Raw genomic sequence first — 24,364 nt, 5'->3', positions numbered from 1 at the left:
TGCGAGGGTGTCGATACGCGTCGTGCGCTTCGCGCGCGGCGCTACTCAACCAGCGGAGAAGGGGCGCGGCGCTACTCAACCAGCGGAGCGGGGGCGACGCGGCACCCCCGCGGGCGTGCGGCAGCCCCGGCGCCGCAGGCGCCGACGACGCAGCCGCGCGCAGCGCGACCGCTCCTACGCGAACGCCTCCACCACGGGCCGGAACTTGAGCTTCGTCTCCGCGAGCTCCACATCCGGGTCCGAGGCCGCGAGGATGCCGCCGCCGGCATATGCGCGGATGTCGCCGCCCGGCGTGACCTCGGCGGAGCGCAGCGACACGGCCCACTTGCCGTCTCCGTCGGCGTCGACCCAGCCCACGGGTCCGCCGTAGCGTCCGCGGTCGAGGGGCTCGAGCTCGCGGATGAGGTCCATGGCCTTCGAGGTCGGCGTGCCCGCGACGGCGGCGGTGGGGTGCAGCGCCGCCGCGAGGTCGAGCGCCGACGAGACGTCCGACAACGTGCCCTCGATGTTGGTCGCGAGGTGCCACAGGTTCGGCAGCTTGAGCGTGAACGGGATCTCGCTCGCCGACACCCCCGCACGCGCGTGCGGGGCGAGCGCGTCGAGCACGCTCTGCACGGCGTAGCGGTGCTCGTCGAGGTCCTTCGTGGAGGTGGCGAGACGCAGGGCGGCGGCGTGGTCAGCATCCGCGTCGGCACCGCGGGCGATCGAGCCGGCGAGCACGCGCGCCGTCACCTTGCCGTGGTTGACGCGCACGAGCGTCTCGGGGCTCGAGCCGATGTGGCCGTCGACGGCGAAGGTCCACGTGTCGGGGTAGCCGAGCGCGAGGTCGGTGAGCACGCGGCGCAGGTCGCCGCCCTCGGGCAGGTGGCCGACGAGGTCGCGCGCGAGCACGACCTTGCGCAGCTCGCCCGAGCGAATGCGGTCGACGGCGCGCGCGACGAGGTCGCGGTAGAGCTCGGGGCTCACGTCGCCCGGCTGCAGCGACAGGCGGAACTCGGCGCCGAGGGCGGAAGGGGCCGGCTGGGAGGCGGGGGTGTCCTCACCCGCGACTGCGACATCCGTGATCCAGGTGAGGCCGTCGCGGCGGCCCACGATCGTGCGGGGAACGATGAGCACGCTCTCGAACGCCGACGTCTCGTCGAACGTGAAGGCGCCGAAGGCGAGCAGGCCGGAGCCCGACTTGCCGACCGGGTCGTCGACGGTCGCGGCGGATGCGATGCGCCGCCACGTCTCGGCCGCCTCGGCGATGCGGTCGGGGCCGCGGAAGGTGAGGCGCAGCGCCTCGCCGAGCCCGGCGACGCCCTCGCCGCGGCGCATGAAGACGAGAGGCGCGCGGGGGTCGAGGAGCGGGAGCAGGGATGCCACCGGCTCGACCACCCGGGTGCGGGCGGTGAGCGCGGGCGCTGAGCCCTCGGGAACGGTCACGACTCCACCCTAGGCCGCGTTGCGCGCACGCTGTGGGGCCGAAGGGCCCGGGCGTGCCCGCATACGGCCCGGATAGGATGGCCGGTGGTGAACAGGGCGGACATGGAGAAGCGGCCGGACGAGGTGTCCGGCATGTTCGACGACGTCGCCCGCGGCTACGACCGCACCAACGACATCCTCTCGCTCGGCAACGCGCCGCTCTGGCGTATCGCCACCGTGCGGGCCATCGACCCGCAGCCGGGCGAGCGCATCCTCGACATCGCCGCGGGCACGGGCACCTCGTCCGCCGCGATCGCGAAGTCGGGCGCGACCGTCGTCGCCGTCGACTTCTCGCCCGGCATGATCGCGGAGGGGCGCAAGCGCCACCCCAAGCTCGAGTTCGTCGAGGCCGACGCCGAGCGCCTGCCGTTCGGCGACGACGAGTTCGACGCCGTCACGATCAGCTTCGGACTGCGCAACATCTCCGACCCGATCGTCGCGCTCGGCGAGATGTACCGCGTGCTCAAGCCCGGTGGTCGCCTCGTCATCTGCGAGTTCTCGCACCCCACGAACCCGGTCATGCGCCTCGGCTACGACGGCTGGATGAAGCTCGGCATGCCCGTCGTCACGAAGCTCGCGAGCAGCAACCCCGACGCCTACGAGTACCTCATGGAGTCGATCAACCAGTGGCCCGACCAGCAGGCCCTGTCGAAGTGGATCCGCGGCGTCGGCTTCGCCCGCGTCGCCCACCGCAACCTCACGGGCGGCGTCGTCGCCCTGCATCGAGCCCGCAAGCCCGTCGACCCGGCCGTCCGCGCGTCTCACGCACGCCGCCGCGCGCCGCGCCCGACGACCTGACCCGATCGGCCGCAACGTGACCCCGTCCCCCTCGATCGTCCGGCGCCGCACGCTCGGCGCCTCGCTCGGCCTCGGCGACGCGCTCTTCGCGTCGAACGAGGAGAAGAGCTTCGCGCGCGCCATCGAGGCGGGCCTCGAGAAGGTCGAGGCCGGTCTCACGGCGCAGCTCTCGTTCGCCGACGACATCGCGGATGCCGCGGGCCGCTACCTGCTCGACGCGGGCGGGAAGCGCGTGCGCCCGGTGCTCGCGCTCCTCACGGCGCAGCTCGGCGAGGGCGCGTCCGACGACGTCGTGGTGGCGGCGCAGGCGGTCGAGATCACGCACGTCGCGTCGCTCTACCACGACGACGTCATGGACGACGCGCAGGTGCGGCGCGGTGTGCCGAGCGCTCAGACGGTGTGGGGCAACTCGGTCGCGATCCTCACGGGCGACCTGCTGTTCGCGCGCGCCTCGAAGCTCATCGCGGGTCTCGGCGAGCGCGCCCTCACGATCCAGGCCGACGTCTTCGAGCGCCTGTGCCTCGGCCAGCTGCACGAGACGGTCGGCCCGCAGCCCGGCCAGGACCCCATCGAGCACTACCTCGGCGTGCTCGCCGACAAGACCGGCTCGCTCATCTCGTGCGCGGCGCTCGTGGGCGTCATCTTCTCGAACGCCCCCGACGAGTACCGCAAGCCGGTCGAGGTGTTCGGCGAGAAGGTGGGTGTGGCCTTCCAGCTCGTCGACGACGTCATCGACCTCTCGGCCGCGATCGAGCAGACCGGCAAGGCGGCGGGCACCGACCTGCGCGCGGGTGTGCCGACCCTGCCGCTGCTGTACCTGCGTCGCGAGGCCCAGACGGATGCGGAGGCAGCCGCGCTCCTGGCCCGCCTCGACGCGGGCCTCGCCCCCGACGCCGACACCGAGCTCTTCGCCCAGGCGGTCGCGGAGCTGCGCGAGCATCCGGTGACCGAGGCGACGCTCGCGGAGGCCCGCCGCTGGGCCGACGACGCGGTCGCGGCGCTCGAGCCGCTGCCCGAGGGGCCCGTGAAGAAGTCGCTCAGCCGTTTCGCGCAGGCGATCGTCGAGCGCTCCGGCTGAGCGCTCCCACCGCCTCCCCGTACGCACTCAGCGCCGCAGGCGCACAGGAAGGATCACCCCCCATGAAGCTCCGTCTCGCGATCGTCGGCGCCGGCCCCGCCGGCATCTACGCCGCCGACATCCTGCTCAAGTACGAGCGCAGCTTCGACGTCTCGATCGACCTGTTCGAGCAGCTGCCCGCCCCCTACGGCCTCGTGCGCTACGGCGTCGCCCCCGACCACCCGCGCATCAAGGGCATCATCACGGCGCTGCGCGAGGTGCTCGACCGCGGCGACATCCGCATCTTCGGCAACGTGCTGTACGGGCGCGACATCACCCTCGACGACCTCAAGAAGCACTACCACGCGGTCATCTTCGCGACGGGCGCGGTGCGGGATGCGTCGCTCGACATCCCGGGCATCGACCTGCCCGGCAGCTACGGCGCCGCCGACTTCGTGAGCTGGTACGACGGCCACCCCGACTACCCGCGCGAGTGGCCGCTCGAGGCGCAGTCGGTCGCCGTGATCGGCAACGGCAACGTCGCTCTCGACGTGGCCCGCATCCTCGCGAAGCACCCCGAGGACCTGCTGCCGACGGAGATCCCCGACAACGTCTACGAGGGGCTCAAGGTCTCGCCCGTCACCGACGTGCACGTGTTCGGCCGCCGCGGCCCCATGCAGGTGAAGTTCACACCGCTCGAGCTGCGCGAGCTCGGCGAGCTGCGCGACGTCGACATGATCGTGTACGACGAGGACTTCGACTACGACGAGGCGTCGCGCCGCGCGATCGAGTCGAACAAGCAGGTGTTCGTGATCGACAAGGTGCTCAGCCAGTGGCGTCAGCGCGAGGTCGGCCAGGCGTCGCGTCGCCTGCACCTGCACTTCTACGCGAAGCCGCTCGAGGTCGTCGGCGACGAGCACGGCATCACGGCGTTCCGGTACGAGCGCACGGAGCCCGACGGCTCGGGCGGCGTGCGCGGCACGGGCGAGATCCGCGAGGTGCCCATCCAGGCGCTGTACCGAGCGGTCGGCTACTTCGGCTCGCCGCTCGACGGCATCCCGTTCGACGAGGACCGCGGCGTCATCCCGAACCACGAGGGCCAGGTGGTCGACCACCACAACGAGGTCGTGCCGGGCGTGTACGCGACGGGCTGGATCAAGCGCGGTCCCGTGGGCCTCATCGGTCACACGAAGTCGGATGCCATGGAGACCATCTCGCACCTCGTGAAGGGCCAGGCGAGCTGGTGGACCCCGTCGGAGCCCGAGGAGGACGCGATCCCCGCCCTCCTGCAGGAGCGCGGCGTGATCTACACCGACCTCGACGGCTGGCACCGCCTCGACGAGCACGAGATGGCGCTCGGGCAGCCGCACGGCCGCGCGCGCATCAAGGTCGTGCCGCGCGAGGAGATGGTGCGCATCTCGCGCGACTGATACGCGATCGGTCGGCTACTGCAGGCCGGCCGTCAGGCGCATGAGGTTGTCGACGATGCGGATGCCGCGCCCCCGCTGGTTCCACTCCTCGAGCGTGAGCTCGCGGCTCACCGCGCGGTAGGCGTCCTCGACCTCGCGCAGCTGGCCGAGGAACGGCTCGCCGTGCACCATGACCGAGATCTCGAGGTCGAGGGTGAACGAGCGCATGTCCATGTTGCTCGAGCCGATGATGGCGACCTCGTCGTCGAAGGTCATGTGCTTCGCGTGCAGGATCGTCGGCGCGGGGTAGAGGTAGATCTTGACGCCCGCCCTGAGCAGCGCCTCGTAGTAGCTGCGCTGCGCGTGGTACACCATGAACTGGTCGCCGATCTCGGAGACGAAGAGCTCGACGTGGAGGCCCGACTGCGCGGCCGTCGTGACGGCGTAGAGCATCGAGTCGTCGGGCACGAAGTAGGGGCTCACGAGCACGATGCGCTTCTGCGCGTTGTAGACGAGCGAGTTGAAGAGGCGCAGGTTGTTCTCGACCGAGAACCCGGGGCCGCTCGGCACGACCTGGCAGTCGAGGTGCCCGTCGCCCGAAAGCCGCACGGGGGCGGCCTCGCGCATGAGCAGCTCATCCGTCTCGGAGTACCAGTCGGTCACGAAGATCGCGTCGATGCCGGCGACGACGGGACCCTCGAACCGCACCCAGTAGTCCTTCCAGTGCAGGCCCTTCTTGTGGTTCTTCTTCTTCTGGTACGGCGTCTCGATGACGTTGAGCGAACCTGTGAAGGCGACCTCGCCGTCGATGACGAGCAGCTTGCGGTGGTTGCGCAGATCGGGCCGCTGGAACTTCCCCTTGTAGGGCTGCAGCGGCAGCATGAGGTGCCACTCGATGCCGGCCGCGTTCAGGAACCTCTTCGTGCGGCGGAAGCCGGGGTACTGCAGGTTGCCGAGGTGGTCGAGCAGCACGCGCACCTTCACGCCGCGGGCACGCGCATCCGCGAGCGCCTGGAAGAACGGCCGCGTCGTGTCGTCGAGCGACAGGATGTAGAACTCGACGTGGACGATGCGCTTCGCCGCACGGATCTCCTCCGTCATCGCGTCGAAGGCCTCCTGGTTGTCGGCCCACATGCGCGCGCTGTTGCCGCCGACGAGCGGCATCGCGCCGAGCGTGCGGTTGAGCTCGACGAGCGGCTCGAGCCAGGTCGGCCACGCCGGGTCCTTCTGCACGAGGTCGATGCCCTCGGTGGTCTCGAGGATGTACTCGTTGATCTCGCGCTGCTTGCGCCGCCGACCCTTGGGGAGCCGCGCGCTGCCGAACAGCAGGAAGAACAGGATGCCGAGATAGGGGATGAAGAAGATCGCGAGCAGCCACGCCATCGCCGTCTGAGGGCGCCGGTTGCGGGGCACGATGATGAGCGCGGCGATGCGCACACCCAGGTCGACGACGATGAGGGCGATGACCGACGCGAGCGAGAGCCACGCGAGCAGTCGATCGTCCATCCGCTCAGTCTGGCCTGAGCGGGCCTCCGCCGCCATTCCACCGCATCCGTGTATCAGGCGGGGGCGCTCGCGCTCTTGATCCCTGTCGCGGATCCTCCGCGGCATCCCGTCGGATCGGGAGGAGCGGATGATGACGATCGTCGACGAACCGAGAGCGCTCGGGGAACCCGCCGTCGCCCAGCGGTCACCTGACCCGCTTCTCGCCGCGTTCGCGGCCTCCCGGGCCGGGTTCGACTGTCCCGCCGTGTGCTGGGACGACGACGCCTCTCCGGACCCCCTCCTCGAAGGCGCCCTGCACGCCGGTGGTCCGGAGGGGCGGGTCGTCCAGCTCGTCGTGCTGTCGGGCCGCGTCGCCGACGCGCGCCGCATCGAGATGCTGCTGGGCGCCGCAGTGCCGGGGCGCACGCTCGCGGCGGCCGAGCTGCTCGTCGCGGTGCTCGGCGTCGCGGATGCGCGGGTCGGCATCGATCTCGTCGTCGATCGCGCGGGCGTCTGGTGGTTCGGCGGGCTGACGGTGCTTCCGTAGCAGCCCGTCACCACCCTGAGCCGCGCGCGAGGAACGGCGTTCTGAGACCGGTCGCGGTGGTCGCGAGGCTCAGGGCGTCGGCCATGCCGCGCCCGCGTGCGAGCTCTCGGTGCACGGCGGGCAGCAGCTCGGATGCCGCCTCGTCGCCCACGGCCGCGGGCGCCGCGAGCACCGAGCGGGCGCCCGACTGCAGCCAGGCGCGCGCCATGCCGAGGGCCTCGAGGCCCCAGCGGCTCGCGGAGCGGCCGAGCTCGCACGCCGACATGACGACGGCATCCGGCGTCCGCGCGAGCTGGTCGATGTCGTAGCCGAACCAGGGGCCGTCGGCGAGCTCGAACCCGGAGAAGAGCGGATGCTCGGCCGAGTGCCGCCCGTGCGCCGCGATGTGCAGGAGGTCGACGCGCTCGGCGACGGCCGTGACCTCTGCGGCCGTGGCGTCGTGGCGCACCTCGCGTGCCTCGGCGGGCCATACGGCGGCGGCGGCCTCGAGCTCGTCGCGGGCGCGCGTGACGCCGGGACCGGAGGCGAACCCGACGCTGCGGGGCGCCGCGGGCGGGCGGCGCTCGTCGAGCCAGCGCCGGGCTGATTCGGCGACGACGAGCGGCCGGCCCGCGACGCTCGGCAGCATGGGCCACGGCACGCCCGCGAGGGCTCCCGATGGCGCGAGCACGAGCCGGTCGGCGGCGGCGATGACGTCGCCGAGCGGGGTGAGCAGGAGCGCGTCGAGCTCGGCGAGCCGGCGGGCGAGGGCCGTGTCGACGGTCTCGCGCAGCACGGCGGGGAGGGTCGTCGCGGCGACGTCGAGGTCGGCGAGCAGGCCGCCGAGCAGCTCCTCGACGCGCGCACGCCCGAGCTCGACGATGCGGCCGCCGGGGGCCGTGCCGGGCGCGATCGCGAGCGCGGCGAGACCCTCCTCGGTCCAGAGGTGGGTCACGAAGGCTGCACCGTCGGCGGCGAGGGCCGCGCCGAGCTCGTCGACGACGACCGCGTCCGAGCTGCGGGTCGCGCGCGCCGCATCCGCCCAGTGCGCCCGGCGCACCTCGTCGCGGAGCCCGGCGGCGCGCGCGTGGGTGGCGGGGCTCGCGTCGGAGCGCTGCAGCTCGCGCAGCTCGGTGAGGGCCGTGGCGACCTCGGGGTCGGCGGGCGGGCGCAGGGGCGGGAAGCTGCCGCTCAACCGTCGCACGCGCTCCGACCAGTCGAGCACCTCCTGCGGGTCGCCGCGGTCGAGAGCGGCGCGCGTGCCGAGCACGGCGAGCCGGCGCCCGTGCACCGCGGCGCCGCTGTGCAGCTCGAGGCTGCCGAGGCTCGCCTGCCAGGTCGTGAGGGTCTCGATGCCGTGGGCGGCCGAGGCGAGCAGCGCATCCGCGTCGCCGCCGGCTGCGGCGAGGCCCGCGTCGACCTCGGCGGCGCGCACCTGCACCGCGAGCGGGGCGTCGGCATCCGGATGCGCGGCATGACGCAGAGCGCGCGCGTCGGCCGCATCGCCCCGCGCGAGGGCGTCGAGCGCGAGCTCGAGCCGCAGGAGGGCGGCGTCGTCGCGGCGGTGCAGGGCCTCGAGCTCGCGCGCGAGCTCCCGCGCACCGTCGCGGTGGGCAGCGGATGCCGTGCCCGCTCGCAGACGACCGGTCGCCACGAGCGCGTCCGCCCGCACCGCCCAGCTCGCGTTGCCGCGTCCGCGCAGGCGGCGGGCCGCCCGGGATGCGACCTGCGCGGCCCGTGCGGGCTCCTCCTCGAGGAGGGCGCGCGCGAGCAGCAGCTCGGCCTCCGCCTGCGCCTGCCGCAGCCGCCGGGCCCCGTAGATGCGGGCGGCGTCTTCGAGGAGGGCCACGGCATCCGCTGTCATGCCCGCCGCGAGCAGGGCCTCCGCGCGGTCGCCGTCGCTCACCGCGCGCATGACGGGCGAGAGCTCGCCGAGCACGCGCGCCGCCGCATCCATCGTGCCGATCGCACGGCCCAGGTCGCCGCGCAGCATCGCCGCGTAGCCCTCGTTGCTGTGCGCCTTCGCCTCCTCGACCGCGTCGCCCGCGCGCGCGAACGCCTGCGCGGCGCGCGCGAAGTCGCGCTCCGCACCGTCGACGTCGGACCGGCCGAGCCGCACGAGCCCCCGGTTGAGGTGCGCGCGGCCGAGGGCGACGGGGTGGTCGCCGAGGCGCTCGATCGCGTCGCCCAGGTGCCGGAGGGCGTCGTCGTCGCGGCCGCGGCGCAGTTCGAGGAGACCGCGCTGGCTCGTGAGCACGGCGCGCGTCTGCTCGGCCAGCTGCGGATCGCGCAGCACCTCCTCGATCGTCGCGATCGCCTCGGCGGGCGAGCCCGTCTCGGAGTCGAGGTAGGCGAGCGTGCCGGCGACGAGCGCGGCCGTGTCGGGGTCGGGCTCGCGCTCGCGGGCGGCGAGCAGGTCGCGCCGGGCGGCCGCGTGCCGCCCCGCGTTGCCCGCCGCGACGGCGCGCACGTAGAGCTCGGCCGCCCCCAGCCGCACGGCCATCAGGAGTCGTCGCGCAGCCGGGCGAGCACCGCCTCGACGACGGCGCGCGAGCGCTCCACCGAGGGCTCCGCCGCATCCGCCTGCAGTTCGGCCGCGATGAGGCCCGCCACGACGGGCGCCGCGAACGAGGTGCCGCTCCACACGGCGAAGCCGCCGCTGAAGTCGTCGGGGTCGATCGTCTCGCGGCGCAGCCCGTAGGCCGGCACCGCGGCCGTCGCCTGGATGCCGCCCGCGAACGGTCCGCCCGCGGGACCGGCGGGCACCGTGCTCACGACCGCCGCGCCCGGCGCGAACACCTGCACCCACGGCCCGACGTTGCTGAAGAGTGCGACCGTGCCGTTGGGGTTGAGCGCGCCGACGGAGACGAGAGGGGCGCCGTCGCCGGGATCGATCCACGGCGCGCCCTCGGCAGGCTCCGGCTCCCACAGGCCGTAGGCCGCCGGGAAGAGCGGCCTGTCGGTCGCGTCGTTGCCCGCCGAGCACACGACGACCGTGCCCGCGCGCCGCAGCCGCAGCAGCAGCTCGGCGACCGTGATGTCGAACTGTCCCCGCTCCGGGGTCTCGTGGTAGTAGCCGAGCGAGAGGTTGAGCACGTCGAGCCGCTCGCCGCCCTCCACCCGCGCGACGAGGCCCGCGAGCGCGTCGACGAGCTCCTGCTCCTCCCACAGCCCGTCCGAGCCCGCGATGCGCACCGGCACGATGCGCGCGTGCGGCGCGCTCTGGTGCACGAGCCCCGCGACGAAGGTGCCGTGCCACGATCCGTCGTCGAGCATCCCCTCGAGCGGACCGAGCTGGTCGGGCGCGCGTTCGGGGTCGGATGCCGCATCCGTGCGCCCGAGGGCCGCGAACGTCGACGCGCGGTCGACGACCGGATCGAGCCAGGGGTGCTCGCCGCATCCCGTGTCGAGGATGCCGACGACCGCCTCCCCGCGGGGGCGCGGCACGACGGATGCCGGGTCGGGCCCGACGACCGCGACCACCTGGCGTCCGCCGCTGCCCGCGAGGCCGTACTCGACCGCGGGTGTGCCGCCACCGCCGTAGGGGTTCGTGGAGTGGAACGGGTTCGTCGAATGGAAGGGGTTGGTGGAGTGGAAGGGGTTGGTCGAGTGGAACGGGTTCGTCGAGTGGAACGGCGCGAGGTGGCCCACGTGGGCGAGTCCGACGCCCGGCAGCTCGACGCCGCGCGAGCGCGCGAGCCGCAGCACCTCCCACGCGTCGGGCGTCGGGGCGCCCGGGGTCGCCACGAGCTGCAGCACCTCGATGCCGGGGGAGCCCGCCGCCCACGGGTAGCGCTCGAGCCTCTCCTTCGTGACCTCGGGCGGCTCCTCGAGCACGGCGTCGCGGCGTCGCTTCTCGCGTCGCAGCTCCCAGCCGAGCTCCTTCACGAGCGCCGCGAGCTCCTCGCGCGCCGGGTGGTCGTCGGGCAGCAGCGTCGACACGAGCAGCCGCGAGGGCACATAGCCCGTCGGAAGCGCGGGATCCTCCGCGGCGTCGTCGCGCGTCACCACGCGCACGACGCCGCGCGGCAGCTGCGCCCGCGCCCGCATCCGCCAGTCCCGCGAGCCGTCGTCAGCGCGCATGTCGTTCCTCTCGTCGGACCCGGATCGGGTCAGTCCACCTCGAACTCGCCTGTGACGCTGTAGCCGTCCTCGCCCGCGGAGCGGATGACGATGCGGCAGATGCCCGCGGCCACCCGGGGGAACTCGAAGCGGCCCTCGGGCGAGATGGTCGCGGAGGCGACCTCCGCGCCGCCCACGAGCAGCTCGGCGCGGCCGCCGCGCGGCGGGGCCAGCCAGCCGTCGATGCGGTGGCTGCCGCCGTCGGACTCGATGCGCAGCAGCAGCGTCACCGCCGCCGCGCCGAACTCCAGGATGCGGGGGGCCGCACCGCGCGCCCCCGCGAGCTCGCGCGCATCCGACACGAGCATGAGCTGCCGGTACTCCTCGGCGAGGCGCTCCGTCTCGAGGGCGATGATGACGTCGTCGACGAGCCCCTCGGGCATCGGGTCGCGTTGCTCCCACATGTCGCGGAGGGCCGCGAACAGCCGGGCGTCGTTCTCGGGCATCACACGGCCTCCCCTTCGGCGAGCAGCATCCGGAGCTTGTCGAGGCAGCGGCCGCGCGTCGGCCCGATGCTGCCGACGGGCATGCCGAGCTCGGCCGAGATGCTGCCGTAGTCGGGGCGCTCGGAGAACGCGATGACGCGCACGAGGCGGCGGCAGCGCTCGGAGAGCGCCGCGACCGCGCGCCACAGGCGATCGGCCTCGAGGTTGCGCTCGGCGACGGCCTCGGCGGGAGCTTCGCTGCGGCCGAGCCGCTCGAGCTCCTCGTCGTCGGCGGATGTGGTGCGCCCGTCCGCCTTGACGACGCGCCACGACTCACGTCGCGCAGTCGTGGTCAACCACGCGACGACCGTGCGGGGGTCCTTGACGGCGTCGCGGCTGCGCACGAGCGCGAGCCACGTCGACTGCACGACGTCCTGCGCCTCCTCGCGACCGAGGCCGTAGGCGCGCACGACGTGCCACAGCACGGGCGAGACGGAGCGCACGAGGTCGTCCATCGCATCCGGCCGGCCCGTGCGCCACGCATCGAAGAGCTCGGCCGCGCGCGCCCACAGCGGATCGACGGCCGCGCGCTCGTCGGGGTCGGGGTGGGGGGTGCGGACGGTCTCGCCGTCGCTCATGTGTCTGATCTTCACCGCTCATCAAGAGCAGTCACAAGCCCCCGTTGATACAGAGCCCGTTCTGCGCCGCGATAATCCGCGGCGCCCGCTCCGCCGGCCCCGCGCGAGGGCCCGGCTCCGCTGGCGGTCAGTTCAGCGGCAACGACTCATCGCATGTTGACGAACTGCAGGGCGACGTCGAGGTCCTTGCCCTTGAGGAGCGCGATGACGGCCTGCAGGTCGTCGCGGCTCTTCGACTGCACGCGCAGCTCGTCGCCCTGGATCTGCGACTTGACCGACTTGGGGCCCTCGTCGCGGATGATCTTCGAGATCTTCTTCGCGTCCTCGGAGGAGATGCCCTCCTTCATGCGCGCCTCGATGCGGTACTCCTTGCCGGAGGCGAACGGCTCGCCCGCGTCGAGGGAGCGCAGCGAGATCCCGCGCTTGATGAGCTTCTGCTCGAAGACGTCGAGCACGGCCTTCACGCGGTCCTCGGAGTTCGCCTTCATGAGGATCTTCTCGCCGGAGAACTCGATCGACGCGCCGACGTTCTTGAAGTCGTAGCGCTGCGCGATCTCCTTCTGCGCCTGGCTCAATGCGTTCTGGGTCTCCATCGAGTCGACCTTGCTCACGATGTCGAAAGAGGAATCTGCCATGCCGCCATGCTAGGACTTGACGGATGCGCGCCCGACTCCCGATCATCGGCGCGGTCGTGGCGGTGGTCGTCGCGGTCGCCCTCCTCGTGGGCGGCATCGGGTGGTTCCTGGCGCCGCGCGGGGGCCTCGGCGGGCCGCCCGCGGCATCCGAGGAGCCCCTGCCGCGCTGGGCCCCGCCCGCCGGTTCGCCGCCGCGCACGATGAACCCGTTCGACGGCGTCTCGGTCGTGACGCTCGCCGACCCGGCGTGGCTCGACGAGGTGTCGGATGCGACGGGAATCCCGCGGCGGGCGCTCGCGGCGTACGCGGGTGCCGTGATCGTCAAGGAGGACCACCGCCCCGAGTGCAAGCTCGACTGGGCGACCCTCGCGGCGGTCGGCGCGGTCGAGAGCGACCACGGGCGGCACGGCGACTCGAGCATCGCCGAGGACGGCAGCGTCACCCCGCCCATCTACGGGCCGGACCTGAACGGCGAGGGCGTGGCGCTCATCCCCGACAGCGACGGCGGCGAGATCGACGGCACGGCCGAGGCCGATCGCGCCGTGGGGCCGATGCAGCTCATCCCGGAGGCGTGGCGCAACTGGCACGTCGACGGCAACGCCGACGGCGTGCAGGACCCGCAGAACGTCGACGATGCAGCGATGGCGGCGGCGAACTACCTGTGCCGCGCGAGCAGCGCGTTCGACACCGAGGACGGGTGGCGCGCCGGGATCCGCGCCTACAACGCCCCCGAGGTGTACCTCGGCACGGTCGCGAAGTACGCCCTCCGTTACGCGGACGCTGTCGCCGCCCTGCGTTGACGCTGTTGTGCAGGAGTTCTGCTGTTGTGCAGGAGTCTTGCGCGAGTGCTCGGCCGCGCCCCCGGAAACAGGGGCCCCTGGGAGCGATCTCCTGCAGAACAGCGGGAGCTTCCTGCACAACAGCAGAACTCCTGCAGAACAGCAGGAGGCGCCTGCGTAGGAGCAGGCGCGGAGGCGCGGAAGCGCGGAAGCGGAGAGCGGATGCCGCGGTTCAGTGCCGCCGCGCCGTCGACGAGCGCACGACGAGCTCATACGGCAGGTCGATGTTGAGCTCCTCGGCCGAGCGAGCGCCGGGGTGCAGCTCGTCCATCAGCACCTCGACCGCCATCCGCCCCTGCATGTCGGGGAACTGCGCGATCGTCGTGAGGCCGAAGAACTCGGCGAGCTCATGGTCGTCGATGCCCATGACCGATACGTCGCCCGGCACGTGCATGCCGAGGTCCTTCGCGGCGAGGATTGCACCGATCGCCATCTCGTCGGATGCCGCGAAGATCGCCGTCGGACGCCCGGCCGGGTTGCCGAGCAGCTGCTTCGCCGCGCGGTAGCCGCCCTGCATCGTGAAGTCGGCGGCGTGGAAGAAGCGGTCGGGGGTCTCGAGGCCCGCGGCGCGCATCGCCTCCTCGTAGCCGTGGCGGCGGTTGGTGGGCAGGTGGAAGTCCATCTCGAGCGCGTCGCCGCCGATGTGGGCGATCTCGGTGTGGCCGAGGGCGATGAGGTGCTCGGTGGCGAGGCGGCCGAGCTCGACGTCGTCGAGGCTCAGGGTGCGCACGCCCGGGAGGGGGCCGCCGACGCCGACGATGGGCTTGTCGAGGTCGATGAGCCGCTTCACCTCATCGGACGTGAGCTCGAGCGAGACGGCGATCACGGCATCCACGCGCTTCCGCAGCAGGAAGTGCTCGAACACGAGCCGGCGCTCCTCGTCGCTGCCGCCGAGGTTGTAGAGGGTGAGGTCGTAGCCCTGCTCGAGCAGCGCTGACTCGGCGCCCTCGATGACGGCGCCGTAGAACCAGCGGTTGAGGAACGGGATGACGACGCCGACGTTGCGCGTGCGTCCGGTCGCGAGGCCCGAGGCGCTCGACGAGACGACGTAGCCGAGCTCGTTCGCGGCCGCCTGCACCTTGGCGCGTGTCGTGGGGGAGACGGAGCCGCGGCCCGAGAGCGCGCGCGACACCGTCGCCGCGGAGACGCCCGCGAGCTGGGCGACCTCGTGGATGCCGGGCACGCGTCCTCCTGCGCTGGGTGATGACTGCTCGCATCCTATCGGCGCGCCCCGCGCCCTCCGGGGAGCGTGGTCTCAACGGGCTCCGCGACCTTGTATCCTTGACTGGCGCGCGCGGTTGGTGAACACACGAGTCGAGCGTGCACCTGGCGAGTTACCCAAGCGGCCAAAGGGATCTGACTGTAAATCAGCCGGCTAAGCCTTCGGGGGTTCGAATCCCTCACTCGCCACATCTGAGAGGGCCTGGAGCGCCGAGCGCACCGGGCCCTCTCGCATGAGGTCCCCGGCGCGACGCGGCGGTCACTCCACGCGGATGCCGAGCTCGCTCGCGAGGATCGGCGCGAGCAGAGCGAGTTGGTCGGGGTCGACGACGGCGCCGCGCAGGGAGCCGGCGCCCGTGAGCTCCTCGAGCTCGCATCCGCGCAGGTCGACGTCGGCGAGGGTCGCGTGCGTCACGTCGAGGTGGCGGATGCGCGTGCCCGGCAGGGTGACGCGGCGTGCGTCGGCCGAGCCGAGGTCGAGCTCGTCGATCGTGCACTCGGTGAAGATCACGTCGTGCAGCGAGGCGCCACGGAGGTTGACGAAGCCGAGCTTGCAGCCGACGACGTGCACCGAGCGCCATTCGGAGTCGTAGAGCTCCGCCGAGCCGAGGCGGCCGCCCTCGATGCGCACGTCACGCAGGCTCGCGCGGGAGCCGCGGAGCACGGGAACGTCGAGCCGCTCGATGACGACCTCGACGAACGAGGCGCCGCGCAGCTCGGTCTCGGGCGCGCTCACCTCGGTGAGGCGGCACAGCTCGAGGTGCGCGTCGCGCAGGCTGAACTCGTCGAGCCGCAGGCCGTCGAAGGCGAAGCCCTCGAGCATGGCGCCCGGCTCGAGGTCGTAGGTGTCGCCGCACTGAAGATCGACCGGCAGCTTTACGGGGTCGACCCGGGGCGCGGCGACGGGCGGTGGTGCGGCCATCCCGCCACCCTACGGCGGCGTCAGGCTCGCGGGGGCGTCAGGCGCGCGTGCCCGAGCGCCCGCGGCGGATGAAGCCGATGATCGCCGTGACGGCGAAGAGCACGATGCCGAGCACCGCGAGCCAGATGAGGCCCTTGATGGCGAAGCCGAGCACGGTCAGGAGGAGCCAGATGGCCAGGAGGATGATGATGAGAGTCCACACGCTCTCGACGGTACGGACTCGCCCTCGCTCACGAGAGGGCCTTGACACGGCGGCGCCGTAGCGCTTCAGACGGGGTCGAGCACCACAACCGATGTGCCGTTCGGGCGGCGGGCCGAGAACGCCTCGACGTCGCCCCAGCCGGGGTAGGTGGTGAACCCCGGCCACAGGCGCTCGCGCTCGGCGCCCTCGGCGACGCGGGCCCGCATCCGTCGCCGCTCGCGCCCGAGGTCGACCCGCACCTCGGGATGCGCGCGCAGGTTGCGCAGCCAGGACGGGTCGGATGCGGCCCATCCGTTCATCGCGAGCGTCACGACCGCCTCGCCGTCGGGGAAGTAGCCGAGCACGACGGGGCGCGGTTCACCCGAGCTGCGGCCGATCGCGTGCACGCGCATCATGCCCATGCGCCGGCCGCGCTCGGGTCGTGGCAGGCCGAGTCGGCCGTCGGTGACCCGCACGAGCAGGCGGTGACCGCGCCAGATGGTGCGGATGATCCAGCGCGGCGGGATCTTCTGTTCGGCGGTCATGGGGCGCTCCTCTACGACGTAGACCTACGGTGTAGGGAACAATAGCCCTACGCCGTAGACCAGTCAAGAGCTAGACTCCGAGCGATGCCCCGACGTCCCGCTTCGCCCACCGCGCCGCCCGCCGCCCCCGCCGCCCCGGCTCGCGCACCGCGAGGCGAGCGCCTCTCGCGCGAGCGCATCGTCGACACCGCGATCGCGCTCGCCGACCGCGACGGCCTGGACGCGCTCAGCATGCGGCGCCTCGCGGGCGAGCTCGGCGTCGATCCCATGTCGCTCTACCACCACGTGCGCGACAAGGAGGCGCTCCTCGACGCGATCGGCGACGCCCTCGTCGCCTCCGCCGAGCGCCCCGAGCCCACGGGGGACTGGGGCGACCGGCTGCGCGCGCTCATCCTCGCGATGCGCGCGACGCTGCTGCGGCATCCGTGGTCCGCTCGCGTGCTCGAGTCGCGCGTCCGGCCGGGGCCCGCGACGATCGCCCACATCGACGCCGTGCTCGGCATCCTGCGCGAGGGCGGGCTCTCGGTCGAGCTCGCGCACCACGCCCTGCACGCGCTCGGCACGCGCGTGCTCGGGTTCAGCGACAACCTCTTCGACGAGGCGCCGGCCGAGACAGATCCCGCGCTTGTCGCCGCTCAGGCCCGCGCGTGGGCGCCGACCCTTCCGTACGTCGCCGAGCTCGCGGTCGCGGCGACCCACGACGGCGCGCTCGGCACGTGCGACGACGACGCGGAGTTCGCCTTCGCGCTCGACCTCATCATCGAGGGGCTGCAGCGCCGCGCAGCGTCATGAGAAAGGCGGAAGGGCCCCTCACCCCCGCGGGGGCCCTTCCGCCGGGCAGGTCGACGCGATCAGTCGTCGAGCTGCTGGCCTGAGCGGTCCTTCGCGAAGAAGACCAACGTCGCCGAGGCGCGGCCCGAGGAGGTCATGTCGATCCACGGCGTGCGCGTCGACGTGCTCGTGTCGGGGGAGCGGTTCGACCTCGAGGCGCGGCGACCGGTCGGCTCGCGCTGAGCCGGGCGGGCGCGGCGGGCGCGGCCCCGTGCGGCCGGCGCGGCTCAGACGAGCGTCACGCGCATCCCGTCGCGCGGCATCGCCGGGAAGCGACGCAGGCTGATGCGCAGGTCCTGCTCGGGAAGCACGTGCGGCGGACGCTCGGCGAGCAGCAGGCCCGTGCGATCGATGAGGTCGCGTGTGAGCAGCTCGCCGGGGCAGCGGTGGTCCGCCGCGGGATCGCCCGCGCCCTGGGCGACGACGAGCCGGTCGGCGCCGGGCCCCAGGAAGCGGTTCGGGTCGAAGAGCTGCGGGTGATCCCACGTGTGCGGGTCGTGGTCGGTGCCGTACAGGTCGAGGATCACCCAGTCCTCCTCCTCGATGCGGTGGCCGCGCCACGACAGCTCGCGCGTCGCCCGCCCGCCGATGAAGGGGAAGAACGGGAAGAAGCGGCGCACCTCCTGCGCGAAGGCCGCGCGGAACTCCTCGGATGCCGTCATCCGCTCGCGCAGCTCGGGTCGCCGATGCAGCGCCCACGCCGCGAACACGAGGTAGTGCGCCGCGGCGGTGGACGGCCTCAGCACGTTGAGCAGCTCGACGCCCGCGATGCCCTCGGGCAACAGCTCGCCGTCCTCGCGGTGGTGCGCGATGCGGCCGAGGGCGCTCGCCTCGTCGCCCCTCGCGCGTGCGTCGCGTATCCACTCGCGCGCACGCCGCTCGGCGGCCACGCCGCGGCGGGCGCGCGCGAGCCAGTTGGGCGGGCCCACGCGCCCCGCGTTCTCGACCATCGACACGAGCTCCGATGTGACGGCCTCGGCGTCGTACGGCCCGGGCACCCCGACCGCGGCGAGCGCCCCCACCGTGAGCGCCTCGGCCGCGTGGTCGAAGAGCCGCACGGGGCCGCCCTCGCGCTGGGCGGCGAGCGCGTCCCACGCGACGAGCACGGCGTCCGTGATCCCCGCACGCGCCTCCTCACCCCACACGAGGTCGAGGAAGAGGCGCTTGCGCACGCGGTGCCGCTCGCCCTCAAGCGTCTGCACGCTGCCCTCGTCCTGCAGCAGGTGCGCGATCGACATCGGCACGGCGCCGGGGCCGCGGCGGAAGCGGCCGTCCTCGTAGAAGAAGCGCGCCGCATCCGTTCCCCGCAGCACGAGCACGCGGCGGCCGAGCAGGCGCGTGCGGAACACGTCGGCCCCCGCCTCGTCGAACCCGCGGGTGCCCCACAGGTAGCCGTCGCGCAGCAGTCTCAGAGTGTCTTCCACGTCGACACGCTAGGGGGAGCGACGGGCGCGCTCACGGGGGTTGACGGCGCCGCGCTCAGTCGATATCGAGGGCGCTGTCAACCCCCTCGGCGCATCCGGGCCCCCGTGCGAGCTTGGGATCGAGGAGGTGCCCACATGGACACGAACGAACGAGACGAAGAGCTGGCGTCGCAGGACCTCGAGGCGGGCCTCGAGCAGGCGTCGACCTCGGGACCGGAGTCGGGCGGCGCGACCGACCTGCCCATCGACCCCGACACGGGCCAGCCCGTCGACCCCGACCCGGTGAACGACGCGAACCCCGACACCAACGGCGTCGGCTGAAGCCATAGTTCCCGTTCCGCGTGTTTGCACCCGTTCCTTCGGGAACTAACACGCGGAACGGGAACTATCGCGGATGCCTCCGCGTCTCGGCGGAGCAGCGGACGTGGGAGGGTGGAGGCATGAGCACCGACCTGCTGCAACTCGCCCGGGCCGTCGCCGTCGAGGCGGGTGACCTCGCCGCCGCACGGCGACGGGAGGGCGTCGAGGTCGCGGCGACCAAGTCGAGCATCGTCGACGTCGTCACCGCCGCCGACCGCGAGGTCGAGGAGCTCATCCGTGCTCGCATCGCCGAGGCGCGCCCCTACGACGGGGTGCTCGGCGAGGAGGGCGGCGCCACGGGCGGCACGAGCGGCGTCACGTGGGTCGTCGACCCCATCGACGGCACCGTCAACTACCTCTACGGCATCCCGCACTACGCCGTCTCGATCGCGCTCGTCGAAGGCGACCCCGACCCCGCCACGTGGACCGCCCTCGTCGGCGTCGTCTACAACCCCGCGAGCGGCGAGCTCTACACCGCCACGCGCGGCGGCGGCGCACTCCTCGGCGACCACCCCATCCGCGTCGCCGATCCGGTGCCGCTCGAACAGGCCCTCATCGGCACGGGCTTCGCGTACGACGCCGAACTGCGCGGGCAACAGGGCGCCGTGGCCGCGCGGATGCTGCCGAGCGTGCGCGACATCCGCCGCTTCGGCACGGCCTCGATCGACCTGACATCCGTCGCCGCCGGCCGCCTCAACGCGTTCTACGAGCGCACGCTCAACCCGTGGGATCACGCCGCCGGCGCGCTCATCGCCGAGGAGGCCGGCGCTCTCGTGAAGGGCCTCGGCGACGCGCACCCGAGCCGCGAGTTCCTCATCGCCGGCCACCCGGATGTCGTGCGCCCCCTCGAGGAGCTGCTCGTCGAGCTGGGAGTCTGACCCCGCGGGCTGGTCGTGCGGCAGGGCCTCGGGTACCATCGAGGGGTTGCCCGATGACCCGAACCACTCGTCGCGAGCCCGGAGGATTGCGTGAACATCTGCACCACGCCGCCCCGTCGCGACCGGAACCCGAGATCGTGACGGCGGGGAACGACGACTCGCTCCCCCCGGCGACATCCCGACGCGAGCTCCGCGCACGCGAGCGAGCGCAGGCTTCCGCGCAGCCCGAGACGGCCGCGCCGCAGGCCGGTTTCACGTTCCCCACGGCACCGGATGTCGAACCCGCCTCGCGCGTGAGGCCCGCCCCCGCAGCGCCCGCCGCTGCCGCGGCCGTCGCCGCTCCTCGTGCCGTGCGCACTGGGAACGTGCGCCACACGATCGCCTCGCGACTGCTCTCGGTCGCTGCCCTCGCATCCGCGGGCGCCCTCGTCGTCGGCATGTCGCTTCCGGCCAACGTTCTCGGCGTGCAGAGCGCCGACGCGGCGGTCGAGGAGGAGTTCATCGCGGCGAGCCTCGTCGTGGAGGGTCAGGGCCTCGACGTGCACGAGGACCACGACGCGATCACCGTCGCGCGCGACGACTTCGAGGTGAAGTCGTGGGCGCAGGTGCTGCGCGACAAGTACGGCGCCCGCAACTACAGCTACAGCTCGAACGGCTCGGGCGCCATCCGCTGGCCGTTCCCCTACACGGTGCCGATCTCGTCGGGTTACGGCCTGCGCGCGAAGGACTGCGGCGCCTGCTCCACCGACCACCGCGGCATCGACTTCGTGCCCGGGGCGGGCGCGCCCATCTTCGCCGTCGCCGACGGCGTCGTCGTCGAGCGCGAGGACCACTGGAGCTTCGGTCACACGGTCGTGCTCGAGCACCGCATCGACGGCCAGACCGTGCGCACGCGTTACGCGCACATGCAGTTCGGATCGTCGCCGCTCTCCGTCGGGCAGAGCGTGCCCGTCGGCGAGTTCATCGGCCTCGTCGGCTCGACCGGTGTCACGACGGCGCCGCACCTGCACTTCGAGGTCACCGTGAACGGGGCGCACGTCGACCCGTTCGTGTGGCTGCAGACGCACGCGGGCTAGCGCCGCGCAGCGCGCCCACCCCGCTGGTTGAGTAGCGCGCGGAGCGCGCCCACCCCGCTGTTTGAGTAGCGCCGCGGAGCGCGCTCTACCGGTGGTTGAGTAGCGCCGCGCAGCGGCGCGTATCGAAACCCGACGAACGTCAGACGTCGGTGTGGTTTCGATACGCCGTGCGTCGCGCCTGCGGCGCGGCGCGTGGCACTCAACCCGCGGTGAGGCCCCCACCCCCGCGGGTTGAGTAGCCCGCGCAGCGGGCGTATCGAAACCGCGGCGGCGGCAGAGCGCGGCGAAGCCGCCCGGCTACTCGGCGACGAGCCACACCGTCGTGTCGGACGGCACACCCTCGCCCTCGAGCGGCCCGCTCGACGCGATCACGCGACCCGCGGGCAGCGCGGCGGGCGAGGCGCCCGTGTTGGCCACGACGGTCACGTCGCCGTTGCGGAAGACGAGCACGTCGCCCGCCGACTCGGGCAGCCACTCGAGCTCGCCCGAGCCGAGACGGTGCTCGCGACGCAGCGTCAGCAGCGTCCGGTACAGCTCGAGCGTCGAGCCGTCGACCCCGAGCTGCGCGTCGCGCGCGTACTCGGCCCATGACGCGGGCTGCGGCAGCCAGCTCGCGTCGCTCGGGCCGAAACCGTACGACGGCGCGGCGGCCTCCCACGGGATCGGCACACGGCATCCGTCGCGACCGTAGGTCTCGCCCGCAGTGCGGAAGAAGCTCGGGTCTTGACGGGCCTCGTCGGGCAGGTCGACGACCTCGGGCAGACCGAGCTCTTCGCCCTGGTAGAGGTACGAGGAGCCGGGCAGCGCGAGCATGAACGCGGTCGCGGCCCGCGCGCGGCGGAGGCCCAGGGCGACGTCGGCGCGCGACTCGGAGCGCGGCCCGAGGCCCTGACCCTGCGGCGGCGGGGGAGTGAGCGCGAGACGCGTGGCGTGACGGATGACGTCGTGGTTCGACAGCACCCACGTGCTGGGCGCGCCCACCGAGCCGAACGCGGCGAGCGACTCGTCGACGACGACGCGCAGCGGCGCGGCCTCCCACGGCGTCTCGAGGTAGCTGAAGTTGAACGTCTGGTGCATCTCGTCGGGGCGCACCCACTTCGCGAGCTTCGTGAGCGGCTCGACCCAGGCCTCGCCGGCGAGGATGCGGTCGGGGCCGTACTCGGCGAGCACCGCGTGCCAGTCGCGGTAGATCTCGTGCACGCCCTCCTGCGCCCAGTAGGGCACGTTCGCCTCGTCGCCGCCCATGCTGCCGGCCTCGGCGGGCGGCGTGTAGTCGGGGAGCCCCTCGGCCTTCGCGAGACCGTGGGCGACGTCGACACGGAAGCCGTCGACCCCGCGGTCGAGCCAGAACCGCAGCACGCCGCGGAAGTACTCGCGCACCTCCTCGTTCGACCAGTCGAAGTCGGGCTGCGACGAGTCGAACAGGTGCAGGTACCACTGGCCGAGGGTGCCGTCGGGCTCGGTCACGCGCGTCCAGGCGCGACCGCCGAACACCGACTCCCAGTTGTTGGGCGGCAGCTCGCCGTCGTCACCCAGGCCGTCGCGGAAGATGTAGCGGGCCCGCTCGGGGGAGCCGGGAGCGGATGCGAGGGCCGCCTGGAACCACACGTGCTCGCTCGAGGAGTGGTTGGGCACGAGGTCGATGATGACCTTGAGCCCGAGCTCGTGCGCCCGCTCGCGCATCGCGTCGAAGTCGGCGAGCGTGCCGAAGAGCGGGTCGATGTCGCAGTAGTCGGCGACGTCGTAGCCGGCGTCCTTCTGCGGCGAGGTGAAGAACGGCGAGAGCCAGATGGCGTCGACGCCGAGCTCGGCGATCTCCGGGAGGCGATGGGTGATGCCGGGGAGGTCGCCGACGCCGTCGCCGTTCGCATCCGCGAAGGAGCGGGGGTAGACCTGGTAGATGACGGCGGTGCGCCACCAGTCGTCGCGCTGCGTCGCGCGGCCGATCGTCGAGTTCACGATGGTTCCTTTGCTCGGGGGGTGCTCGGGCGCCCACGATGCTAGCGACCGCCTGTTACGCCGACGTATCGCCGTCGGCGCGCCCCGTCGATGTCCGTCCTTTGTAAACGGTTCCACCCCGGACTGTCAATCCGCTCACAGGTGTTATCCCGCCGTGATCGAGATGACTTGACATGCGGGCGGGTCGTGGGTTCTCATGTGTGCAAACGCTTGCACCGAGCGTTACGGAGAACGGCCTCCCTCTGGCGGCCGCGAACCGCACACAGGGAAAGGACCACACCAATGAAGGTGACCAAGAAGGGGGCCCTCGGGATCGGCGCCATCGCCGTCGCGTCGGCGTTCGTGCTCAGCGGATGCCAGGCCTCGGGTGACAACGGCGACGACGGCGACACCGCCGGGTCGCTCACCGTCTGGGTCGACGCGGAGCGCGTCGACGCCCTCAAGGGCGCCGCCGAGGCGTACACCGAGAAGACCGGTGTCGAGGTCGAGCTCGTCTCCAAGGACAACGCGACCATCAAGGACGACTTCATCCAGCAGGTTCCGACCGGCGAGGGCCCCGACATCGCGATGGGCGCCCACGACTGGCTCGGCGAGCTGACGACGAACGGCGTCGTCGCGCCGCTCGAGCTCGGCGACTCCGCCTCCGGCTACCTCGACGTCGCCATCCAGGCCGCCACCTACGAGGGCACCACCTACATGCTCCCGTACGCGGTCGAGAACATCGCCGTGCTGCGCAACACCGCGCTCGCCCCCGAGGCCGCGGCGAGCTTCGACGACATGATCGCCAAGGGACAGGCCGCCGGCCTCGCCCAGCCGTTCGTTGTCGAGCAGGGCGCCGAGGGCAACCCGTACCACCTGTACCCGTTCCAGACCGCGTTCGGCGCCCCCGTCTTCGGCACCGACGCATCCGGCTCCTACGACCCGGCCGACCTCCAGCTCGGCGCGCAGGGCGGCTACGAGTTCGCCGGATGGCTCGCGAGCCAGGGCAAGACCGGCACGGGCGTCTTCAACACCGACATCGACGGTGCGATCGCGAAGCAGGCCTTCCTCGACGGCACGGCCGCCTTCTGGCTCACGGGCCCGTGGAACGTGGGCGCCGCGATCGACGCGGGCATCGACGTCGCGATCGACCCGATCCCGAGCCCGACCGGCAGCCCGGCCCAGCCGTTCGCCGGTGTGAAGGGCTTCTTCCTCTCGGCCGAGTCGAAGAACAAGGTCGCCGCGACCGACTTCCTCGTGAACTACCTCGGCTCCGAGGACGTGCAGCTCTCGCTCTACGAGGCCGGCAACATCCTCCCCGCCCTGAACGCCGCCGCTGAGACGGCCTCGAGCGACCCGATCATCGCGGGCTTCGCGACGGTCGGCGCCGACGCGGTCGCCATGCCGGCGATCCCCGCGATGGGCTCCGTGTGGCAGTACTGGGGCGTGGCCCAGGCAGCCATCATCAACGGCGAGGACCCGACGGCGACGTGGGACAAGCTCGTCGCCGACGTCCAGGCCGCGATCAGCTGATCAGCTGCTGAACCCGGGCCCGCCGGCCGCCAGGCCGGCGGGCCCACCCCACGACAG

At 72.7% G+C, this 24,364-nt stretch carries 23 protein-coding genes and 1 tRNA gene; 11 read left to right on the top strand and 13 right to left on the bottom strand.

Translation table 11 applies throughout. The features are described 5' to 3' along the window. Nucleotides 1–174 precede the first annotated feature (174 nt). A complete protein-coding gene (locus H4J02_RS12500) occupies nt 175–1,425 on the bottom strand; it encodes an isochorismate synthase MenF (protein ID WP_262406083.1) in 1,251 nt (416 codons plus the stop codon). 87 nt (nt 1,426–1,512) lie between these two features. Between H4J02_RS12500 and H4J02_RS12495 the strand changes: the two genes are divergently transcribed. The 3 genes from H4J02_RS12495 (at nt 1,513) to H4J02_RS12485 (ending at nt 4,749) form a co-directional block, all read left to right on the top strand. Continuing rightward, nucleotides 1,513–2,262 (top strand): class I SAM-dependent methyltransferase, encoded by a 750-nt coding sequence (locus tag H4J02_RS12495; RefSeq protein ID WP_262406082.1) that lies wholly within the window; start codon nt 1,513–1,515, stop codon nt 2,260–2,262. 16 nt (nt 2,263–2,278) lie between these two features. After that, on the top strand, nt 2,279–3,340 hold the full coding sequence (locus tag H4J02_RS12490) for a polyprenyl synthetase family protein (protein ID WP_187674881.1): 1,062 nt from the start codon (nt 2,279–2,281) through the stop codon (nt 3,338–3,340). 62 nt (nt 3,341–3,402) lie between these two features. Then, nucleotides 3,403–4,749 (top strand): FAD-dependent oxidoreductase, encoded by a 1,347-nt coding sequence (locus H4J02_RS12485; protein WP_187674880.1) that lies wholly within the window; start codon nt 3,403–3,405, stop codon nt 4,747–4,749. A 15-nt stretch (nt 4,750–4,764) separates the two neighbouring features. On the opposite strand, the gene cls is transcribed toward H4J02_RS12485, so the two are convergent. Continuing rightward, on the bottom strand, nt 4,765–6,234 hold the full coding sequence (cls, locus tag H4J02_RS12480) for a cardiolipin synthase (RefSeq protein ID WP_187674879.1): 1,470 nt from the start codon (nt 6,232–6,234) through the stop codon (nt 4,765–4,767). A gap of 130 nt (nt 6,235–6,364) precedes the next feature. Here cls and H4J02_RS12475 point away from each other — a divergent pair, with 130 nt between their 5' ends. Next, nucleotides 6,365–6,760 carry a hypothetical protein gene (locus tag H4J02_RS12475; protein ID WP_187674878.1) on the top strand — a complete coding sequence of 132 codons (396 nt, stop codon included), beginning with the start codon at nt 6,365–6,367 and terminating at the stop codon, nt 6,758–6,760. A 7-nt stretch (nt 6,761–6,767) separates the two neighbouring features. Here the strand turns inward: H4J02_RS12475 and H4J02_RS12470 are convergent, their stop codons facing one another. The 5 genes from H4J02_RS12470 to H4J02_RS12450 all read right to left on the bottom strand — a co-directional run bounded on the left by H4J02_RS12470 (nt 6,768) and on the right by H4J02_RS12450 (nt 12,559). Continuing rightward, complete coding sequence (locus H4J02_RS12470; RefSeq protein WP_187674877.1) at nt 6,768–9,242, bottom strand: CHAT domain-containing protein; 2,475 nt, start codon at nt 9,240–9,242, stop codon at nt 6,768–6,770. Next, nucleotides 9,242–10,822 (bottom strand): S8/S53 family peptidase, encoded by a 1,581-nt coding sequence (locus H4J02_RS12465; protein ID WP_187674876.1) that lies wholly within the window; start codon nt 10,820–10,822, stop codon nt 9,242–9,244. Before H4J02_RS12465 ends, H4J02_RS12470 begins: the two co-directional genes overlap by 1 nt. 29 nt (nt 10,823–10,851) lie before the next feature. Then, nucleotides 10,852–11,307 carry a hypothetical protein gene (locus H4J02_RS12460; RefSeq protein ID WP_187674875.1) on the bottom strand — a complete coding sequence of 152 codons (456 nt, stop codon included), beginning with the start codon at nt 11,305–11,307 and terminating at the stop codon, nt 10,852–10,854. After that, on the bottom strand, nt 11,307–11,924 hold the full coding sequence (locus H4J02_RS12455) for an RNA polymerase sigma factor (RefSeq protein ID WP_187674874.1): 618 nt from the start codon (nt 11,922–11,924) through the stop codon (nt 11,307–11,309). The genes H4J02_RS12460 and H4J02_RS12455 overlap by 1 nt, the downstream gene beginning before the upstream one ends. Nucleotides 11,925–12,070: 146 nt before the next feature. Next, nucleotides 12,071–12,559: a YajQ family cyclic di-GMP-binding protein gene (locus tag H4J02_RS12450; protein ID WP_187674873.1), complete on the bottom strand. Its 489-nt coding sequence runs from the start codon at nt 12,557–12,559 to the stop codon at nt 12,071–12,073. A gap of 23 nt (nt 12,560–12,582) precedes the next feature. Between H4J02_RS12450 and H4J02_RS12445 the strand changes: the two genes are divergently transcribed. Further along, on the top strand, nt 12,583–13,359 hold the full coding sequence (locus H4J02_RS12445) for a lytic murein transglycosylase (protein ID WP_187674872.1): 777 nt from the start codon (nt 12,583–12,585) through the stop codon (nt 13,357–13,359). 211 nt (nt 13,360–13,570) lie between these two features. Here the strand turns inward: H4J02_RS12445 and H4J02_RS12440 are convergent, their stop codons facing one another. Further along, the gene (locus H4J02_RS12440) at nt 13,571–14,581 is read right to left on the bottom strand and encodes a LacI family DNA-binding transcriptional regulator (protein ID WP_187674871.1); all 1,011 of its coding nucleotides are present in this window, start codon (nt 14,579–14,581) and stop codon (nt 13,571–13,573) included. A gap of 145 nt (nt 14,582–14,726) precedes the next feature. Here H4J02_RS12440 and H4J02_RS12435 point away from each other — a divergent pair. Then, nucleotides 14,727–14,808 (top strand) — tRNA-Tyr (locus tag H4J02_RS12435). A gap of 70 nt (nt 14,809–14,878) precedes the next feature. Here H4J02_RS12435 and H4J02_RS12430 read toward each other — a convergent pair. The 3 genes from H4J02_RS12430 to H4J02_RS12420 all read right to left on the bottom strand — a co-directional run bounded on the left by H4J02_RS12430 (nt 14,879) and on the right by H4J02_RS12420 (nt 16,267). Then, nucleotides 14,879–15,541 (bottom strand): pentapeptide repeat-containing protein, encoded by a 663-nt coding sequence (locus tag H4J02_RS12430; RefSeq protein ID WP_187674870.1) that lies wholly within the window; start codon nt 15,539–15,541, stop codon nt 14,879–14,881. 37 nt (nt 15,542–15,578) lie between these two features. Next, nucleotides 15,579–15,743 carry a hypothetical protein gene (locus tag H4J02_RS12425; protein WP_187674869.1) on the bottom strand — a complete coding sequence of 55 codons (165 nt, stop codon included), beginning with the start codon at nt 15,741–15,743 and terminating at the stop codon, nt 15,579–15,581. 65 nt (nt 15,744–15,808) lie between these two features. Next, nucleotides 15,809–16,267 carry a nitroreductase family deazaflavin-dependent oxidoreductase gene (locus H4J02_RS12420; RefSeq protein ID WP_187674868.1) on the bottom strand — a complete coding sequence of 153 codons (459 nt, stop codon included), beginning with the start codon at nt 16,265–16,267 and terminating at the stop codon, nt 15,809–15,811. Nucleotides 16,268–16,351: 84 nt separating this feature from the next. Here H4J02_RS12420 and H4J02_RS12415 point away from each other — a divergent pair, with 84 nt between their 5' ends. Further along, nucleotides 16,352–17,059 (top strand): TetR/AcrR family transcriptional regulator C-terminal domain-containing protein, encoded by a 708-nt coding sequence (locus H4J02_RS12415; RefSeq protein ID WP_187674867.1) that lies wholly within the window; start codon nt 16,352–16,354, stop codon nt 17,057–17,059. A 266-nt stretch (nt 17,060–17,325) separates the two neighbouring features. Here the strand turns inward: H4J02_RS12415 and H4J02_RS12410 are convergent, their stop codons facing one another. Then, a complete protein-coding gene (locus H4J02_RS12410) occupies nt 17,326–18,522 on the bottom strand; it encodes a cytochrome P450 (RefSeq protein ID WP_187674866.1) in 1,197 nt (398 codons plus the stop codon). 135 nt (nt 18,523–18,657) lie between these two features. On the opposite strand from H4J02_RS12410, the gene H4J02_RS12405 reads away from it, so the two are divergent. The 3 genes from H4J02_RS12405 to H4J02_RS12395 all read left to right on the top strand — a co-directional run bounded on the left by H4J02_RS12405 (nt 18,658) and on the right by H4J02_RS12395 (nt 20,836). Further along, nucleotides 18,658–18,843 carry a hypothetical protein gene (locus tag H4J02_RS12405; protein ID WP_187674865.1) on the top strand — a complete coding sequence of 62 codons (186 nt, stop codon included), beginning with the start codon at nt 18,658–18,660 and terminating at the stop codon, nt 18,841–18,843. 119 nt (nt 18,844–18,962) lie between these two features. Further along, nucleotides 18,963–19,760 carry an inositol monophosphatase family protein gene (locus H4J02_RS12400; protein WP_187674864.1) on the top strand — a complete coding sequence of 266 codons (798 nt, stop codon included), beginning with the start codon at nt 18,963–18,965 and terminating at the stop codon, nt 19,758–19,760. A 350-nt stretch (nt 19,761–20,110) separates the two neighbouring features. After that, on the top strand, nt 20,111–20,836 hold the full coding sequence (locus H4J02_RS12395) for a M23 family metallopeptidase (RefSeq protein WP_187674863.1): 726 nt from the start codon (nt 20,111–20,113) through the stop codon (nt 20,834–20,836). Nucleotides 20,837–21,133: 297 nt separating this feature from the next. On the opposite strand, the gene H4J02_RS12390 is transcribed toward H4J02_RS12395, so the two are convergent. Further along, complete coding sequence (locus H4J02_RS12390; protein WP_187674862.1) at nt 21,134–22,795, bottom strand: glycoside hydrolase family 13 protein; 1,662 nt, start codon at nt 22,793–22,795, stop codon at nt 21,134–21,136. Between the two features lie 282 nt (nt 22,796–23,077). On the opposite strand from H4J02_RS12390, the gene H4J02_RS12385 reads away from it, so the two are divergent. Beyond that, on the top strand, nt 23,078–24,307 hold the full coding sequence (locus H4J02_RS12385; protein WP_187674861.1) for an extracellular solute-binding protein: 1,230 nt from the start codon (nt 23,078–23,080) through the stop codon (nt 24,305–24,307). Nucleotides 24,308–24,364 lie beyond the last annotated feature (57 nt).

Origin of the sequence: Protaetiibacter sp. SSC-01 (assembly GCF_014483895.1) — a bacterium.
GTDB lineage: Bacteria > Actinomycetota > Actinomycetes > Actinomycetales > Microbacteriaceae > Homoserinibacter.
This window is presented reverse-complemented; position numbering and strand designations above follow the sequence as displayed.